Consider the following 17,718-nt stretch of genomic DNA (forward strand, 5'->3'; position numbering starts at 1 on the left):
TCTCTTTTAATATTACAATTTTGCATATGGCGCCACGAAGTCAAGGATCAAGGAATTTTCCGATTGGGCAAGAATTTTATCAGCCTAAAGAAGAAATGTTGGAAGTTGAACGCCGACGGAAACAGTTAGCAATCGGTATCCCAAAAGAAGAGAATAAAGGCGAAAATCGAATTTGTTTAACACCTCAGTCTGTCGAAGTTTTGGTGAATAATGGCCATGATGTAATGGTTGAGCGAGGCGCTGGTCTTGCTTCAAATTATACAGATAAAGAGTACAGCGATAATGGAGCTCTAATAGTTAATGCAAAGAGCGAGATTTATCAATGTGATGTGATCATGCAGGTTTCACCTTTTTCGTCTGCCGAAATTGATATGCTCCGAGGAAATCAAATCCTTTTTTCTGCTCTCCAAATAAAGAGTCAATGTGGTGAGAACATTCGCAAGTTAATGCAAAAGAAAGTGACTGCGATTGCGCTGGAATTGGTGAAGGATGAGCATGATTTTTTCCCGGTTGTTCGTTCCATGTCCGAGATTGCAGGAATTTCAGCCGTAATGATTGCTGGTGAATATTTAAGCAAGTCTCATGGAGGAAAAGGGGTCATGCTGGGGGGAATTACTGGAATAACACCAACCGAAGTGATTGTTTTGGGAGCAGGAACCGCTGCTGAATATGCAACGAGAGCTGCCAGCGGATTGGGTGCAATGGTGAAAGTGTTCGACGATTCAATTTATCGCCTTCGCAGATTGGAAGATCATTTAGGACATCGTGTTTTCACCTCAATTTTTCATCCTCATGTTCTTGAAAAGGCATTGGCTTCTGCCGATGTGGTAATTGGAGCCTTGCGCTACGAAAAAAATATAAGTGGTTTTATCGTTACCGAGGATATGGTTGCCAAGATGAAGCCTGGCTCAATTATTATCGACCTGAGTATCGATCAGGGCGGTTGTTTCGAAACCTCAATGATGACCACTCATAAAGATCCGGTATTTAAAAAGTTTGGTGTTTTGCATTATTGTGTACCCAACGTACCTTCTCATGTTGCCCGAACTGCCTCACTTGCTTTAAGCAATATTTGTTCTCCTTTGTTGTTGCAAATTGGACATAACGGAGGCGTTCATCAGTTTATTAAATACGATGTTGGCTTGCGTCATGGAACATATATTTACCGGGGAATCTTAACCAATCGCCGATTGGGCGATTCGTTTGGAATTTTGGCTAAAGATATCGATTTGTTGCTTGCTGCGATGTAGTTGGTGTTTCTAAGATTCTTTCAACAGCTTTCGCAAATCCATCTTCAATAACACTATCAGTTACCTGATATTTTAATCGTAATTCTTTGGGAGCATTGGCTACAACAAAACTGTGTTCACCCCAATCGAGCAGATCAAAATCATTGTAATCATTGCCTATTGCAAGCGATTCAGTGGCTTTAATTTGTAATTTGTTGCATAGCCATTGGCATCCTTGCCCTTTCGAAATGTGCTCAGGGAAAATCTCCATCCAAATGGATTCATGATCGAGTGGTGATGTGGCACGAATAATCTTGATATCAGTAAATTTTGTCTTTAACTCTTCAAACCAATCTACTCTATTAGGAAGTATGGCTAATATCTGACAAGCATCCCGTTTGGTGTCTTCCAGTTTACCTACCGGTGTAGAAAATTGCTTGTAGAGAGCCAGTCTTCTGTCAAAATCTAAATTTTTATTTCCAGTTTGATAGTACCAGAATTGATGATTCAATGGAATGGGATCTAGAATCATAAAATCAATCTCATGATCGATTAAAATTTTCGATAACTCCAAAACTTCTTCCGCTTCAATTTGTTGAGAGTAGATCAATTCCTTGGTGTCCCATTGCATGATGCCCGCTCCCGATGAGAAAATAAGATAATCAATCGGAAAATCTTCGGGCAATACCGCCAAAGCTGAATAAAGGGTTCTTCCCGTGGCAATCACCCTTATAATCTCTTTATCATGAAGACTCACCAGAGTATCGTAATCTTTTTTGCTAATGCTTCCCTGCGAAGGAAGCAAAGTGCCATCTAAATCAGTAACTACGATTTTTATTTTTGGAGTCATAAACGAAAGTTTTGGAAGAATTCTCAATTTACCGATTTAGATTGACAATTCGAAAAGAGATGATGGTTATATAGGGAAATGCATTTTCTTGATTTTCAAAAAGAAGACTCCCACCTCCCGCAAGTCTGCGACCTGTGGCGATTAGCGAGACGTAATAATCTCAATTACACAAATTCTTATTGCATTGGGTTTTCTTACTTGTAAAGTAGTTCTGAGTCGCATCATTACAAATATAGCAGTGCAAGAGATTATGCCAAAGGAAAAAGATTAATAGAAGTTGAGTTAGTTTAGACCACAAGTCACAGACATCCTGGAGGTGGTTGAGTCCACACTAAGGGAAGTACGTTAGGTTCCTATTTATATTGTTCTCTACCAGGTTTCACCTTCTCCCTACCCAAAATGAGTACAACATTCCTGTCCGTGATGGCCTGCCCGCTGTCCCTGAGCACCACCATTCTGTCCGTGAAGCGCTTTTCCACTGTCCGGGAAGACCTATTTCTTGTCCCTGAAGCACTCCGTCTTGTCCGGGATGATCTACTTCTTGTCCCTGAAACACTCCATCTTGTCCGGGATGACCCTCTTTGTGTCCCTGAGGGGCTTATCTTGAAATCGCTAAAGGGATTTAGGGGTAGGTTAAAAGGAAATTCTCTTCATCTTTTATTATGGCATATTTTAAGCGCCTAACTATTGCTCTTCTTAAATTGTTGTTAATTTTAGATGTTTCGTCCACTTACCCCAAACCCCTAAAGGGGCTTAAGGGTAGTCGTTTTTTTAGAGTTCTCTCAAATTAAATATAGCACGTTTGGAAAAGTCCCCTTTAGGGGATTGAAGCGAAGCGGAAATCGATGAAGTCCATTTAGGGGTAGAAAAGTGGAGAAGTCCAGGGGTAAGGTTAAGCCCTAAAAATAAGCCCTCACCTCCATACTGCCCACATGAATGGTTTTGCCGCCTTCGCTGTTGCGGCCATTGTACGAAACGCTCAATTGAAATAGTTTGCTAAGTTGTTGGTTGTAGCCCAGGCTCCAGGTTGTGTTGTTGCCCGGTAAAAAACCTTCCAGCATTTCGTAGGCTATCGAGCTGTTCGATTCGGAATTAAAATCAACCAGTAAATAGTTAAGCGTGGCCATTAATTGGCCGGTTTTGGCCAAGGAATATTGACAGTCGGCGCCTATGTTGTGCGTGTTCGATTTTTCAGTGGCTAAATCGTTTTCCTTGCTGTTGTAGGTGTAGTTCAATCCGAACTGAAAGGCCAATGTTGGTTGAAACTGAAGTTTCAATTCGTTTTTAATTTCCTTCAAAGAGTAATTTTTATCGGTAAACGATTCGTTGTTTAAGTTCTTCTCGCCAAAATCGGTTCGGTTGCTCAGCTGGTTCGAATCTCCAATTTTCCATTGAAAACGAAATCCGTTCTGCATGTATTTTCGGCGTTCGAAACCCTGGGTAAGCAATTGTTTGCCGTTGCTGCTTAAATGAATAATGTCCCAATTGGTTTTCGATTTGGGTTTACGATACGAAAAGGTATTCTGAAAACTTGAATTGATGGTGATGAGGTTTTCGTTGGAGGCATGAGCCAGGAAAGGATTCGCATACAGATTAAAATCATTTACCAAACTCTTTTTCGAAATGCGGTAGGCAAAGCGGTTGTTGAATCGTTTTAAAAAAGAGACAAATTTCTGTTCTGATTTAAGTCGACTCAATCTCAAATTGAATGTCTGTCGGAATTCGCTGGTAAACACCTTTTGATAATTGTTGGTGTTGGTGCCAACACGAATGTAATTGGCTTCGTCTTTAAAACTGGCAATCTCAAATTCATTAATCTCTTTCACTTCATTTCCGTTGTAATCCGTCCAGCGATAAATTCCCTGTCCTTCGTTTACCTCTATAAAAGAAAATTCTTTTTCGCTCTCCAAACCTGATCCCAGTTCGTAGTAGGTTGAAGTTTGCAGCAATCCTTTTTTAATTCGTGCCCGATGTTCCAATTTTCCTAAAAAAGTATTTTCGGGCTTCTCGTCGGTGTAGCTGTTATCCAAAATGGATAGTTTCCGGTAAATGGTTTCTACTTTCAGCTGATTATTCCTGTTCTTCTTCAGCCAGACTTGTGCACCAAAATCCTGCGATTCGCTTTGTGCTTTCAGGTCATTTCCCTTGGGCAGAAAATCTTTTCTTTTCTGATAGTAGACCTGAAATTGATTTTCGGATGAATCACGGTTGGTGATATATACTTTATAGGAATTAAAAGAAGAACTGTTTGTCAACAGATCATGACTGGTTTTATCTTCCCACTGATTGTTTTCGCTTTCGGTCTGCACACCAATTTTGGCAAAGCCAAGTGCATAAGAAGTATTCAGCTGGTGCCGATAAAATTTTGTTTCAAGGCTTTCCTGATCGGTAGCTAAAGCATTTCCGGTAAAATCAATTGCCAGATTCTTTTTTGAAAACTGCAAACCCAAAGAATGTTTGTTTCCCTGATAATCGCTGTCCTTTTTCAAAACAGAGAATTCGTATGCAGCCTGTCCCCAATTTTGGTTCGAAAAAACATTGCTTAGCGAATAAAAATTCTCGTTCGAATCTGTAAAGTCATCCTGTAAATTCCAGTCCCGTATAAATTCTGTCGATCGGAATGGCTCTATTTCCGAAAAGTTTTGGTTGATGTGATGAAAACTTAGTTTCGTTTTCAGAAGTTTGAGAGTATCCGTAAAGGTGGAGTTTTTTTCCAGCGAAAAATCCACAGCAATGCCTTGATTATCGCCATCATCAAGCGTCGAAAAGGTGTTTAGGTCACGATTGCTTAGCGCCAATTCAAATTTCGAATTCAGGTTTTCGGTCAGGTTCACATCTCCGCCAAAGGAAAATAATTCTTGTTTTTGAGGAGCGATCAATTGCACAAGAGGCTCAAATTCTCCTTGCGGAATTCCGTTTACCGGATCAATCCATTGGTAAACCCGACCATTGGCGGCACCATTAACTTGCTGGTAGTTTCCATTATTTACTCCGGCATAAGAAAAGTTGGCCCGGTAAATGGCACTGTCGGCATTGGTTGAGTATTGGTAAATGTCGTATTCAATGCTCCCGATGCTTCGCGTAATTTTTTTGTACAAAACAAAGTCGTTCGAGTATTCAACTTCTTCAATATTGGGAACTTTGGCTAATTCCAGATTATCTCCTATCTCACTAAGCAGCAGTTTGCTTTCATCGTTTAACGATTGATCGATTGATTGACTTTTGCTGTCCTGTTCGTGGTAGAGATTGAACCAAAATTTTCCCGTTCTGGTTTTCAGTTCATTGCCGTTAAAAAGCAAATACCTCGAATAATTTTCTTCTGAGTATTCAAATTCAATAATGATTCTTGAGTTTCGGGTGATTGGTTGTTTGGTGGTAAAAGTAAGCTCTGCAGTGTTGTAATTAATCACGTAATCGTTTTGTTCTCCTCTGCTCAAGAGCTTTCCATCTACAAAAACCTTTTCGGTTCCTGCCAAAACAATAATATAGCTTTCGTTGTTGCTGCCAATCATTCGGTAAGGACCTTGAATTCCTTCCGAACCCTGTACTTCCATTCTGTTGAACTTCCCTTTGGCAATGGAAGCACTAATGGTCGAACGGAATTCAGTTTTGCTCTTTTTTCCTTTTGCCAGTAGACCGGAGAATTTCCCTCCCTGCACTTTTTTGTAGAAGCGCATGAATTTTCCTGTGGGAGATTGTATTTCAAAATCACCCAGCGTTAGTTCTTTTGTGTCGTCGTACAATTGAATGTAAATCCGATCAAAATCATTAATGGTTTGTGTGTTTCCGTCGGGTTGTATCGGGATGTTATTGTCTGAGATGGCCGCTAAAATGCTTATTTCATTAGTCAGTTTCCCTGATAGTTGCAGATTCAGGTTCGAGTTGACTACCACATCCTGATTGTTACCGTAAGAGATACCGCGGGTGTAATTGCCTTGTTTTTCCAGTTGCCCGCCCGAAAACGACTCTCTTCTGTTATAGGATGGACTAATTGCAAAGCTATTGGGTCGGTTGTTTCCCGAGAGATTTAGTTGCGATAAATCCCGATTGTATCTTGGCTGTGTAATATTGTAATCGAATATCCGGTATTCTATTTTTACCGATTCGCTTTTTTGTTTTAGTTCTTGCGAAGGGATAAAAGTTCCTTTGCCGACAATAATCTGATACAAATCATTATTTACCAGTTCATTCTGCTGATACACCTTAAGGGTTCCGGGTAATATCATCATCGAATCCAATTGAATTGTATCGCGGTTCAGATGTACGATTTGGCTTCTTAAATTGCTTTGAGTCTGACCAAGCATTTTAAAACCAGATAAAATCAGCAATATGAAAAGGATTTGGAATCTCAAATGAGTTTGTCTTTTTAGTAATTGTTTCTGGCCTGTAAAAATGAAATCGCTTGGTGCTAAAACGAAATTCTACACCTAAAATTATTAGTTTTGCAGAGAATAAATATAAGGAAGCTATTCCGGTTAACAGTAACAAATTTCAATTATGGTTCTCTTTTACAACCTTTCGATACGATTCTATGTTTTAGTGGTGCGAATTGCTGCTTTTTTTAACCCAAAAGCAAAGCAATGGGTTGATGGCAGAAAGAATTTGTTTTCCAAAATTGAAGCCGCAGTTAAAGATGAAGAGAATCTGGTTTGGTTTCATTCTGCATCTTTGGGTGAGTTTGAGCAAGGTCGTCCGGTCATCGAAAAGTTCAAAGAGGAGCATCCTGAATATAAAATTGTACTGACTTTCTTTTCCCCATCGGGTTACGAGGTTCGTAATAATTACGCTGGCGCGGATTTTATTTTCTATTTGCCAGCCGATTTCCCTTCGTATGCACGAAAGTTTGTCGATTTGATAAATCCAAAAATGGCATTCTTTATTAAGTATGAGTTTTGGAATCATTACTTGAAAGAATTGAAAAAAAGAAATGTTCCAACTTACATATTTTCCACTATTTTCAGACCTAGTCAACTGTTTTTTAAGCCTTGGGGCGGATTTCATAGAAGAATGCTCTCCGCTTTTACGCACTTTTTCGTACAGAATCAGGAGTCAGAAGATTTATTGAATGGCATTGGATTCAAAAATGTGTCGATAGCAGGCGACACACGATTCGATAGAGTGTATTCAATTGCCACCGGATCTAAAAGTTTACCTGAAGTGGAAGGCTTTAGTCAGGGGAGACTGGTTTTAATAGCTGGAAGCACCTGGCCAAAAGATGAAGAGTTCCTGATTAAGTATATCAATACCTCTGAAAATAATTACAAATACATTATTGCAGCCCACGAGGTAGATGAAAATCACATAAATAATATTGTTGCTCAGATTGAGAAGCCTTGGGTTCGTTACACCAATGCCTCGAAAGAGGAAATTGATGCTGCTGAAGTTTTGGTGATTGATTGTATTGGAGTTCTTTCATCATTGTACAGATATGGTGATGTTTCATATATTGGAGGTGGTTTTGGTCGGGGAATTCACAATACTTTAGAGGCGGCTACCTTTGGTTTGCCTATTATTTTTGGTCCTAATTACCGCAAATTTCAAGAGGCAAAAGATCTTATTAAATTGGGCTCTTCCTCTTATTATGAAAAGTATGAGGATTTGAAAATCCTATTGGATAACTACTTCGAAAATGAAAACGAGCGCCAATTATCCGGTCAGAAATCAAAAAAATACGTTGACTCAAAAAGAGGAGCAAGTGCTCAAATTCTTTCCCTTATTTAATCATATTTTAAATAACAGTGGGTCCAATTTCTGAATACTCAATGTTTATTGAGGGTGCCACGTTTTGTTCGAATTGTTTTTATAAACGGTTGTTTTGTGGTGACTAAATTCTTTGTTATATCAATTGGTTTCCCTATGTAGAAAATGCTTGTTATTTTCTTTTTGGAAAACTTTTTGTTATTTTGAAAAAGTCAAGTTATTGTATCTCAATATATTAACATGTCATTGTGAATAACTTTCATTTAAATATTAAATTTATTGTTGCTCGATGTGATGTGTTTGTGTAACTTGCATATTACGAAATTGACCCTGTTAGAAAGGGTAAATTGTTGATAGTGAAGCAAAGAAACTTATATAAAACAACCCCATTTTTTACGATCTTGATGGAAGTACAGGAACAAAAGCAACAGGCAACGGAAATGAACGAAACCTTCAACCCCGAAGAAGCATTTCAGGCAACATTTCAATATTTCAATGGAGACGAACTTGCAGCACGTGTTTGGTTAAACAAATATGCGTTGAAGGACTCTTATGGAAATATTTATGAAAAGACTCCGGATGATATGCATCGACGAATTGCAAGCGAAATTGCAAGAGTTGAAAAAAACTACCCAAACCCACTAAGCGAAGAGGAAATCTTTGCTGTTCTGAAAAATTTTAAATACATCGTACCGCAAGGAAGCCCTATGTCTGGAATTGGAAATAAATTCCAAATTGCATCCTTATCGAACTGCTTTGTAATTGGAAACGATGGTGATTCTGATTCTTACGGAGGAATTATGAAAATCGATCAGGAACAAGTGCAGCTGATGAAGCGAAGAGGTGGTGTAGGACACGATCTTTCCCATATTCGTCCTAAAGGCTCACCTGTAAAGAATTCTGCATTGACTTCGACAGGAATTGTTCCTTTTATGGAGCGTTATTCCAATTCAACCCGTGAAGTTGCTCAAGATGGTCGTCGCGGTGCCCTAATGTTAAGTGTTTCTGTTCGCCATCCTGATTCGGAAGATTTCATTGATGCGAAAATGGAGCAAGGCAAAGTTACCGGAGCTAACGTTTCTGTAAAAATGCACGATGAGTTTATGCAGGCGGTTGTTGATGGAACCGAATTTACTCAACAATATCCAATCAATTCAGAGAATCCTACCTACAGCAAAAGTGTTGATGCGGGCAAACTTTGGAGTAAAATTGTTCACAATGCCTGGAAATCGGCTGAGCCGGGAATTCTATTCTGGGATACTATCGAAAGAGAGTCGGTTCCCGATTGTTATGCCGATTTAGGATACAAAACTGTTTCTACGAATCCTTGTGGCGAAATTCCATTGTGTCCTTACGATAGTTGTCGTTTGTTGGCCATTAATTTATACAGTTATGTGGAAAATCCATTTTCTGAGAAGGCTGAGTTTAATTTCGAACTGTTTCGTAAGCATGTAGCAATGGCACAAAGAATGATGGATGACATCATTGATTTGGAGTTGGAGAAAATTGATGCAATTGTCGAAAAGATCATTGATGATCCAGAAGATGCGGAGATCAAGAGAGTAGAACTTAATCTTTGGAGAAACATACGATCAAAAGCAGAAGAAGGAAGAAGAACCGGTGTTGGTATTACTGCAGAGGGAGATATGCTTGCCGGTTTAAATTTACGTTATGGAACTGATGAAGCTATCGATTTTTCAGTAGAAGTTCATAAGACAATTGCTGTTGAAGCGTACCGTTCTTCTGTATATATGGCAAAAGACAGAGGTGCATTCAAAATCTACAATAAAGAGCGCGAAAGTAAAAATCCATTTATCTTACGCTTAAAAAAAGCGGATGAAGGCCTTTATAAGGAAATGGTGAAATACGGTCGACGTAACATTGCCTGTTTAACGATTGCACCTACAGGAACCACTAGTTTGATGACTCAAACTACTTCGGGTATCGAGCCTGTGTTTATGCCTGTTTATAAAAGAAGAAGAAAGGTAAATCCTAACGATAAAAATGTTCGTATCGATTTCGTTGATGAAATTGGTGATAGCTGGGAAGAGTTTGTGGTTTTTCATCACAAGTTTGTTACCTGGATGGAGGCTAATGGAATTAATGCAGCACAGCATTTTACAAATGAAGAGATTGAAGAATTGGTGAAAAAATCGCCTTACTACAAAGCTACTTCTAACGATGTGGATTGGTTGCAGAAAGTTCGCATGCAAGGAAAAGTACAAAAGTGGGTTGATCACTCAATTAGTGTAACCGTTAATCTTCCAAATGATGTGCCTGAATCTCTTGTGGGTGAATTGTACATTGAAGCTTGGAAGAGTGGATGTAAAGGTTGTACTGTTTACCGCGATGGTTCTCGTTCGGGTGTTTTGCTTGCTAATGATGCCAAAGAGGAAAATTTAGGCATGCCGGAAAAGCGTCCTGAAGAATTGGAAGCTGAAGTTGTTCGATTCCAAAACAACAAGGAAAAATGGATTGCTTTTATTGGATTGTATAAAGGACAACCATATGAGGTATTTACGGGTATTGTTGACGATGAGGAAGGTATCTTATTGCCTAAATCGGTAAATAAGGGCGTAATTATCAAAAGAAGAGAAGAGGACGGAAGTTCTCGTTATGACTTCCAATTTTGCAATAAGCGTGGTTTTAAAACGACTTTCGAAGGATTATCATACAAATTTGATAAGGAGTTTTGGAATTATGCCAAGTTAATTTCTGGTGTGCTTCGCCACGGAATGCCAATTGAAGGTGTTGTGAACTTGGTTGCAGGTTTGCAGTTGGATAGTGAGAATATCAATACATGGAAGAATGGTGTTGAGCGTGCTCTTAAAAAATACATTCCAAATGGAACCAAAGTTAAGGGAGGTGTATGTGCCAGTTGTGGGTCAGAACATATCATCTATCAGGAAGGATGTTTGATTTGTCAATCCTGTGGTACATCTAAATGTGGATAACCGATCTATTATAATAAAGACTTATTTATTTGGGAAACTTCAATTGAAGTTTCCCATTTTTTTAATCTAATATTGAGAATTACATAGTTATCCCTAAAAGGAACGTACTTACTCATCTTTTTATACAAAAGGATTAGATCTTTGGAATTTCCTTTTTATGTTACTGATAAATGAATTACCTTAGAGTTTAAATCACTGTGAGATTATATATTTAGTTATTTATGGATTTTTCGACAAATTATAACTGGGAAGGTAAAGTGCTGTTGGTTGCTGAAGATGAGGATTTTAATTTCATATTTTTGGAAGAAATACTCATGGATACCAAAGCCAGGATTATTCGTGCCAGAGATGGGCAGGAAGCGCTTGATTTTATTCTATCTGATCCAGAGATAGATCTTGTGCTAATGGACATGCAAATGCCTATAATGAACGGTTATGATGCAACCCGAAATATCAAAAAAATAAATAAGGATATGCCAATAATTGCTCAAACAGCCTATCATTACGGCGAAGCTTATGAGGAAATAATGGCTGCTGGCTGCGATGATTTTGTATCTAAACCAATTGATATTGGTGGTTTAAAGGATATGATTGATCGATTCTTATTTTAAGTTTATATTCTGATTTTTCTCCCCTTCTTTTTTCCTCTTATTTCTTATCTTTGTTGCCAAATTAATGGATATTACGATGAACGATAAGAAAGTAAGAGTTCGATTTGCTCCTAGTCCTACGGGGCCTCTTCATATGGGTGGTGTTAGAACAGCCCTTTTCAACTATTTATTTGCCAGAAAGCACAATGGTGATTTTCTATTGCGCATAGAGGATACAGATCAAACAAGATATGTTCCCGGTGCGGAAAATTACATTGCAGAGTCATTAAAATGGTGTGGAATTCAGATTGATGAAGGAGCAACTGTGGGTGGTGAATACGGGCCTTATCGTCAGTCAGAGCGTAAGCCAATGTATCGTGAATATGCCGATCAACTGATTGCTTCGGGAAATGCATATTATGCTTTCGATACACCCGAAGAATTGGACGCTATTCGTAATCAACACGAAGAAGAAAAGAAAACTTTTACATACAATACCGAAACTCGTGGTGGCTTAAATAATTCTTTGGCTTTATCAGATGATGAGGTAAAAGCGAAAATTGATGCTGGCGAAGCTTATGTCGTGAGATTTAAAATGCCTGTTGGTGAAGAATTGCATTTGGATGATGAAATTCGTGGTCATGTGGTATTCAATACTTCCGCTTTAGACGATAAAGTGTTGTTCAAATCAGACGGAATGCCGACTTATCATCTGGCCAATGTGGTGGATGATTACCTAATGAAGATTTCTCACGTAATTCGTGGGGAAGAATGGTTGCCATCTATGCCTTTGCATGTTTTGTTGTACAGATCTTTTGGTTGGACAGTTGATATGCCAAAATTCGCTCACCTTCCATTGATTTTAAAGCCAGTTGGAAAAGGAAAATTGAGCAAGCGTGACGGTGATAAATTAGGATTCCCGGTATTTCCATTGGAATGGACCGATCCTAAAACAAATGAGATTGCATCAGGATATCGCGAAGGCGGATATTTTCCTGAAGCTTTCATAAATATGCTGGCGTTTTTAGGTTGGAATCCGGGAACAGAGCAAGAGATCTTCTCCATGGAAGAGCTTTCTCAGGCATTCTCATTGGAACGTGTTGGTAAATCGGGTTCTAAGTTCGATCCGGAAAAAACCAAATGGTTCAATCGTCAGTATTTAGTAAACAAATCGGATGAGGAGATAGGTGGATTATTTGCAGAGCAAGTATTGAAGGTAAAAGGAATTGAGGCTGATCAGGAAACTGTGAATAGGGTTTGTGGGATGGTTAAAGATCGTGTAGACTTTGTTTCGGAGCTTTGGGAGCATGTAAATTACTTTTTTGAAGCACCGACTGAGTTTGATGCAAAGACAGTAAAAAAAGGCTGGAAAGAGGATACACCGGCTTTGGTTGCGGAATTGAAAGGCATTCTGGAAGGAATTGAAGATTTTTCGTCTGCTAATTCGGAAGAAATTGTAAAAGAATGGATCACTGCTAAAGAAATTGGTTTTGGAAAAGTGATGAATCCTTTCCGTTTGGCTATGGTGGGTGCCGCTAAAGGTCCTCACATGTTCGATATCATCGAAATACTTGGAAAAAAGGAAACCATTGCCCGTTTGGATTACGCAATGGAGAACATTAAAAAATAAACGAGACAAATTCTCATATCTCAACCACTTCCTTCGGGGAGTGGTTTTTTGTTTTTAGGAAAGTCAAGTAAGGTTTTGAAGGGACCAAAAGTTAAACGGTAAAACAGTTGGAGTCTTAAACTGAGAGTCTCACTTTAAGTGAGGTCCTTAGTGATACCGCAATTATTTGGACTGTTGGAATTCATAAAATAAAACTGACAGATTTTTTTAAAGTCTCCCTTTCAGGGGAGATTTAGAGGGGTGTTTGAAATGTAAATGTTGCCTTTTCTATTTGGCGTAAAAAGATTTACGAAACAAAAAACCTGTCGGGAAAATCCCAACAGGTTTATATATAATCAATTATCTTAATTTACTTCTTCTGGTTTTTAGACCAGGAATCTTTTAAAGAAACCGTACGGTTGAAAACCAATTTTTCTGCGGTAGAATCTTTATCTACTGAGAAATAACCCAATCGGGTAAACTGAAAATGATCTTCAGAGTTACTGCTTTTCAAGCTTGGTTCAACGTAACACTCGCTCAAAATTTGTAAAGAATCAGGATTAATAAACTCTTTAAAGTCTGTTTCTTTCTGAGCATCCGGAGCTTCATGATTGAACAAACGATCATAGATACGTACTTCTGCTTTAGCTGCATGCTTTGCAGAAACCCAGTGAAGAGTTCCTTTGACTTTACGATTGCTTTCTTCCGAACCACTACCACTTTTCGATTTTGGATCGTAAGTACAATGAATTTCGGTGATGTTTCCATCAGCATCTTTAACTGCATTCTCGCACATTACAATGTAGCCAGCTTTTAAACGAACTTCGCGACCAGGAGTCATTCTAAAGAATTTCTTTGGAGCATCTTCCATAAAATCATCACGCTCGATGTACAATTCACGGGAGAATGGAATTTCGCGGGTTCCTCCATTTTCATCTTCAGGATTGTTATCGATGCGTAGCCATTCTTCTTCGCCTTCAGCATAGTTGTCGATGATCAGCTTAACAGGATTTAAAACACCCATCACACGAGTTGCAATCTTGTTTAAATCTTCACGAACACAATGTTCCAATAAGGATACCTCAATTACGTTGTTGCGTTTTGCAACACCAATGGTATCTGCAAAATTGCGAATTGAAGCAGCAGTATATCCTCTTCTTCGTAATCCCGAAACGGTTGGCATACGTGGATCATCCCATCCTTTAACGTGATTGTCCTTTACCAATTCGAGTAACTTACGCTTACTCATTACGGTGTAGCTTAAGTTCAAACGAGCAAATTCACGCTGTTTTGGTCGGTATTCAGTTTCTGTTAAATTATTTACAAACCATTCGTATAAGGGACGGTGAACTTCAAATTCTAAAGTGCATATAGAGTGTGTAATGCCTTCAATATAATCCGACTCACCATGAGCATAATCATACATTGGGTAAATGCACCATTGGTCGCCTGTACGGTGATGATGTGCATGCATGATACGATACATCAATGGATCGCGGAGGTGCATATTTGATGAAGTCATGTCGATTTTTGCACGAAGAACTTTTTCTCCATCCTTAAATTCGCCATTCTTCATTCTTTGAAATAAGTCAAGATTCTCTTCAACGCTACGGCTGCGAAACTGGCTTTCAGTTCCAGGAACAGTTGGTGTTCCTTTTTGCTCAGCAATTTGAGCCGCAGACTGATCATCCACATAGGCTTTGCCATCCGTAATCAACTTCACAGCCCAATCATACAATTGTTGGAAATAATCGGAAGTATACATAGGCTCGCCATCCCACTTAAATCCTAGCCACTTGATGTCATTCATAATAGAATCTACATACTCGGTGTCTTCTTTAACAGGATTTGTATCGTCGAAACGTAAATTACATTTTCCCTGATATTGCTGGGCAAGGCTAAAATTTAGGCATATCGACTTAGCGTGTCCGATGTGTAAGTACCCGTTTGGTTCTGGTGGGAATCGTGTGTGTACTCTACCATCATTCACATTGTTTTTCAGATCTTCTTCGATAATCTGCTGGATAAAATTAAGAGATTTGCTTTCTTTAACATTCTCTTCTTTTACATTTTTGTTATCCATACTACTCAATTTTAAATGATACATGTATTTGCCTAAGATTCAGAAATGAATCTTGCCTTGCTTTTCGTTTCGAAATGCGATTCAATAAATTTACAATAATTTGATTGATCAGCTATATTTTTAAACGAAAAACAAAAGTATAGAAATTCCCTCAATATTACTTAGCTATGTTTCGTTAAGAGCACAAAAAATTGCGATTTTGTACTTGTAATTTAATCTCTTATTTTCGCCAAAGAATAACACAACAAAAAAAAATGGGAATTATTGAATTAGAAGGCATGGAATTTTATGCCTATCATGGTTGTTTTAAGGCAGAGCAAATTGTCGGTAATAAGTTTATCGTGTATGTCCGCATGGAGTATAACGCCGAAAAGGCCGTAAAATCAGATTCTATTGGTGATGCCTTAAATTATCAGCGTGCTTACGAAATGATTAAGGAGCAATTGCAAATTAAATCTCATTTGCTGGAACATGTTGGCGAGAGAATTTTAGATGTTTTGTATAAAAATTTCGACGAATTAGAGCATGCAACAGTAAAAGTATCTAAAATGAATCCTCCAATGGGAGGCCAAATTGAAAAAGTGAGCCTAACTTTGTCTCGTTAATTCTTTGATTAGGTCTGTATTGCAAAATATAGTGATATTTTTATTACAAAAGCTGAAAAAAGTTTGCGGGAGTAAAACAGAAATTTATATCTTTGCAACGCCTTAACAGGAAATAAGGTCTCTTGGCCGAGTGGCTAGGCAACGGTCTGCAAAACCGTCTACGGCGGTTCGAATCCGCCAGAGACCTCTATAAAAACGCTTAACTTGCTAAAAGTTAAGCGTTTTGTTTTTTATGCCTGACGGTTTCTTTATTTTACTCCAATAGAACTTCTTCTTTACAGGAATATGAAATATAGCCACACAGTTACTAAAACTATGTGGCTTTTGCTTTTTTAGACACTGTCCCGCAAAGTGTGTAAGTGGTATTTCCAGGGTTAGACTTTAGTTGCTCTGTGTAAACCTTCCTGCAATTTGCATGCTATAATCGACAGCCTTTATACTGCTTCCTGTAAACCGCATGAGCAAAGAGTTCTATTCGCTTGTTTTTGCATGGTATCGCCACCTACGGGGCTCTTTTTTGTTGATTGTCCGTTATCTACCCTATTATCGCTCCTCTGGAGCTGTTAATAATCCCGTAGGGATGTAAATAGGCTAGGTCTGTAAGCACGAAAGAAAATAATATAATGGCGAATTTATCCGGTTAGTAATGATTTGAAAAGACAAATCGAATTACACACTTGGGTTTTTTATTGGCACTTGTACCATATGGTACAGTTTTTTTAATTTGAAAGCCAGATCTTTGTTAAAGATCAAACAAAATAAAAGAGAAAATTAAAATAGCTAGCTAGTGAACAGATCACGAAAGTGGCGGATAAAAAAAGGAGTAAAAAATGACGATAGCTAAGGTTTGGATTGAAGATGGTTGTATTGCCTGCGGTATTTGTGAGGAGATTTGTCCTGAAGTTTTTGTGGTAGACGATGTGTCTAACGTGAAATTGAATGTTGATTTTAATGAGTACGCATCAGGAATAAAAGCGGCCGCGGATGCTTGTCCGGTTGAGGTAATAAAATACGAATAGGATGCTGTTGGAATAAAATTGGTACTAGTTAGCCAATTGGGAAGGTAGATATTTGTAGATAGTAACACAAAACCAAGTTAAAACAGTAAATCATGGAGATAAGAAAGATATTTGAAACAGAAGCTTTTATAAACAATCATGGGGTTGAAGCTAGAAAGTTTTACCAAAATGAACACATGATGATGATACACCTGAATTTAAAGCCGGGTGATGTAATAAGCAAGCATGCTGCCCCTTTAGATATTTGCTTTTTGGTTTTGGAAGGCCAGGGAATTGTTCAAATTGGTGATGAAAGCAAAGAAGTAGAAGCGAATACCCTAATTGAGAGTCCTGCAAATGCTGGTCATGGATGGAGGAATGAGAGTGATGCTACATTGCGAATTTTGGTAATAAAAACACCAAATCCTGCTTGGCTTAAAAATAAGTAGCTGCTGAGTTTATAAAAATGAATAGCTCATTTGCTGAAAAGTGAGTGAGCTATACTTTTTGAGACAAGGCTTTATGTTATTGTGCTAGTGCTTTTTATGATTTATTTAACAAACTTTAAGTTTAGAATCGATCATATTTTTGATTTTAAAGAAGCTGTAATTACATATTTTTTTATATTTGTTAGAACCAACACGAATGGAGCCAGTAGTAAAGTCTGGTTCATAGTGAATGTCTAATTTAAATATCAGAAATATGATTTTTTTCAAAAATAACGATAACGGCCCCAAAACAAGTTACACACCTCTTGAGTTAATGACCGAGATGGCGAAACGTGATGATATCCTGCTGATTGATGTTCGAGAAACAAATGAATTGGCCAAAGCTGGTATCGAAAATGCAATGCACATTCCCATGGGAGAAATTCAAGATAGACTTCCGCTTTTACCAAAGGATAAGGACATGGTGATTTTCTGCCATTTAGGATTTAGAAGCAAGCAGGTAAGAAACTATCTGCATAAAGTAGGATATCACAGAGCGGCGAACCTAAAAGGTGGATTGAATCGTTGGAATCGTGAAATGAAAAAGAATCAAAGCCAACTTGCTGAGGTGGAATAGTACTTGGATAAGATATAATAGAGGCTCAATAACTT

12 protein-coding genes and 1 tRNA gene are annotated in these 17,718 nt (G+C 38.3%); 10 read left to right on the plus strand and 3 right to left on the minus strand.

Annotated elements, in window-relative coordinates:
* The first annotated feature begins 26 nt into the window (after positions 1 to 26).
* Positions 27 to 1,250: an alanine dehydrogenase gene (locus ALGA_RS10005; protein ID WP_096429181.1), complete on the plus strand. Its 1,224-nt coding sequence runs from the start codon at positions 27 to 29 to the stop codon at positions 1,248 to 1,250.
* Here the strand turns inward: ALGA_RS10005 and ALGA_RS10010 are convergent.
* Positions 1,216 to 2,079, minus strand: a complete 864-nt coding sequence (locus ALGA_RS10010; protein ID WP_096429182.1) for an HAD family hydrolase — start codon at positions 2,077 to 2,079, stop codon at positions 1,216 to 1,218. The genes ALGA_RS10005 and ALGA_RS10010 overlap by 35 nt on opposite strands.
* An 899-nt stretch (positions 2,080 to 2,978) precedes the next feature.
* Positions 2,979 to 6,431: a hypothetical protein gene (locus ALGA_RS10015; RefSeq protein ID WP_145957608.1), complete on the minus strand. Its 3,453-nt coding sequence runs from the start codon at positions 6,429 to 6,431 to the stop codon at positions 2,979 to 2,981.
* Positions 6,432 to 6,576: 145 nt separating this feature from the next.
* Here ALGA_RS10015 and ALGA_RS10020 point away from each other — a divergent pair, with 145 nt between their 5' ends.
* The 4 genes from ALGA_RS10020 to gltX all read left to right on the plus strand — a co-directional run bounded on the left by ALGA_RS10020 (position 6,577) and on the right by gltX (position 12,953).
* Entirely contained in the window at positions 6,577 to 7,800 is a 1,224-nt protein-coding gene (locus tag ALGA_RS10020; RefSeq protein WP_096429184.1) for a 3-deoxy-D-manno-octulosonic acid transferase, read from the plus strand.
* Positions 7,801 to 8,135: 335 nt separating this feature from the next.
* Positions 8,136 to 10,733 carry an adenosylcobalamin-dependent ribonucleoside-diphosphate reductase gene (locus ALGA_RS10025; RefSeq protein WP_231706112.1) on the plus strand — a complete coding sequence of 866 codons (2,598 nt, stop codon included), beginning with the start codon at positions 8,136 to 8,138 and terminating at the stop codon, positions 10,731 to 10,733.
* A gap of 221 nt (positions 10,734 to 10,954) precedes the next feature.
* Positions 10,955 to 11,344, plus strand: a complete 390-nt coding sequence (locus ALGA_RS10030) for a response regulator (protein ID WP_096429186.1) — start codon at positions 10,955 to 10,957, stop codon at positions 11,342 to 11,344.
* Between the two features lie 76 nt (positions 11,345 to 11,420).
* Positions 11,421 to 12,953: a glutamate--tRNA ligase gene (gene gltX, locus ALGA_RS10035; RefSeq protein WP_096433568.1), complete on the plus strand. Its 1,533-nt coding sequence runs from the start codon at positions 11,421 to 11,423 to the stop codon at positions 12,951 to 12,953.
* A 349-nt stretch (positions 12,954 to 13,302) separates the two neighbouring features.
* On the opposite strand, the gene ALGA_RS10040 is transcribed toward gltX, so the two are convergent.
* Positions 13,303 to 15,015 (minus strand): glutamine--tRNA ligase/YqeY domain fusion protein, encoded by a 1,713-nt coding sequence (locus ALGA_RS10040; RefSeq protein WP_096429187.1) that lies wholly within the window; start codon positions 15,013 to 15,015, stop codon positions 13,303 to 13,305.
* 254 nt (positions 15,016 to 15,269) lie between these two features.
* On the opposite strand from ALGA_RS10040, the gene folB reads away from it, so the two are divergent.
* From folB to ALGA_RS10065, 5 genes are all read left to right on the plus strand, one after another.
* Positions 15,270 to 15,620, plus strand: a complete 351-nt coding sequence (gene folB, locus ALGA_RS10045; protein WP_096429188.1) for a dihydroneopterin aldolase — start codon at positions 15,270 to 15,272, stop codon at positions 15,618 to 15,620.
* A gap of 116 nt (positions 15,621 to 15,736) precedes the next feature.
* Positions 15,737 to 15,807: transfer RNA gene (locus ALGA_RS10050), tRNA-Cys, on the plus strand.
* A gap of 643 nt (positions 15,808 to 16,450) precedes the next feature.
* Positions 16,451 to 16,639 carry a ferredoxin gene (locus ALGA_RS10055; protein WP_096429189.1) on the plus strand — a complete coding sequence of 63 codons (189 nt, stop codon included), beginning with the start codon at positions 16,451 to 16,453 and terminating at the stop codon, positions 16,637 to 16,639.
* Between the two features lie 92 nt (positions 16,640 to 16,731).
* Positions 16,732 to 17,067: a cupin domain-containing protein gene (locus ALGA_RS10060; protein WP_096429190.1), complete on the plus strand. Its 336-nt coding sequence runs from the start codon at positions 16,732 to 16,734 to the stop codon at positions 17,065 to 17,067.
* Between the two features lie 253 nt (positions 17,068 to 17,320).
* Positions 17,321 to 17,683 (plus strand): rhodanese-like domain-containing protein, encoded by a 363-nt coding sequence (locus tag ALGA_RS10065; RefSeq protein WP_162845426.1) that lies wholly within the window; start codon positions 17,321 to 17,323, stop codon positions 17,681 to 17,683.
* The last annotated feature ends 35 nt before the right edge of the window (positions 17,684 to 17,718 follow it).

It is taken from the genome of Labilibaculum antarcticum, from assembly GCF_002356295.1.
Lineage (GTDB): Bacteria > Bacteroidota > Bacteroidia > Bacteroidales > Marinifilaceae > Labilibaculum > Labilibaculum antarcticum.

Bases quoted from the DNA above. Each gene is read 5' to 3' on its own strand.
- folB (WP_096429188.1), top strand. From the start codon at position 15,270: ATGGGAATTATTGAATTAGAAGGCATGGAATTTTATGCCTATCATGGT.
- ALGA_RS10060 (WP_096429190.1), top strand. From the start codon at position 16,732: ATGGAGATAAGAAAGATATTTGAAACAGAAGCTTTTATAAACAATCAT.
- ALGA_RS10040 (WP_096429187.1), bottom strand. From the start codon at position 15,015: ATGGATAACAAAAATGTAAAAGAAGAGAATGTTAAAGAAAGCAAATCT.
- ALGA_RS10030 (WP_096429186.1), top strand. From the start codon at position 10,955: ATGGATTTTTCGACAAATTATAACTGGGAAGGTAAAGTGCTGTTGGTT.
- ALGA_RS10065 (WP_162845426.1), top strand. From the start codon at position 17,321: ATGATTTTTTTCAAAAATAACGATAACGGCCCCAAAACAAGTTACACA.
- ALGA_RS10020 (WP_096429184.1), top strand. From the start codon at position 6,577: ATGGTTCTCTTTTACAACCTTTCGATACGATTCTATGTTTTAGTGGTG.
- ALGA_RS10005 (WP_096429181.1), top strand. From the start codon at position 27: ATGGCGCCACGAAGTCAAGGATCAAGGAATTTTCCGATTGGGCAAGAA.
- ALGA_RS10010 (WP_096429182.1), bottom strand. From the start codon at position 2,079: ATGACTCCAAAAATAAAAATCGTAGTTACTGATTTAGATGGCACTTTG.
- ALGA_RS10055 (WP_096429189.1), top strand. From the start codon at position 16,451: ATGACGATAGCTAAGGTTTGGATTGAAGATGGTTGTATTGCCTGCGGT.
- gltX (WP_096433568.1), top strand. From the start codon at position 11,421: ATGAACGATAAGAAAGTAAGAGTTCGATTTGCTCCTAGTCCTACGGGG.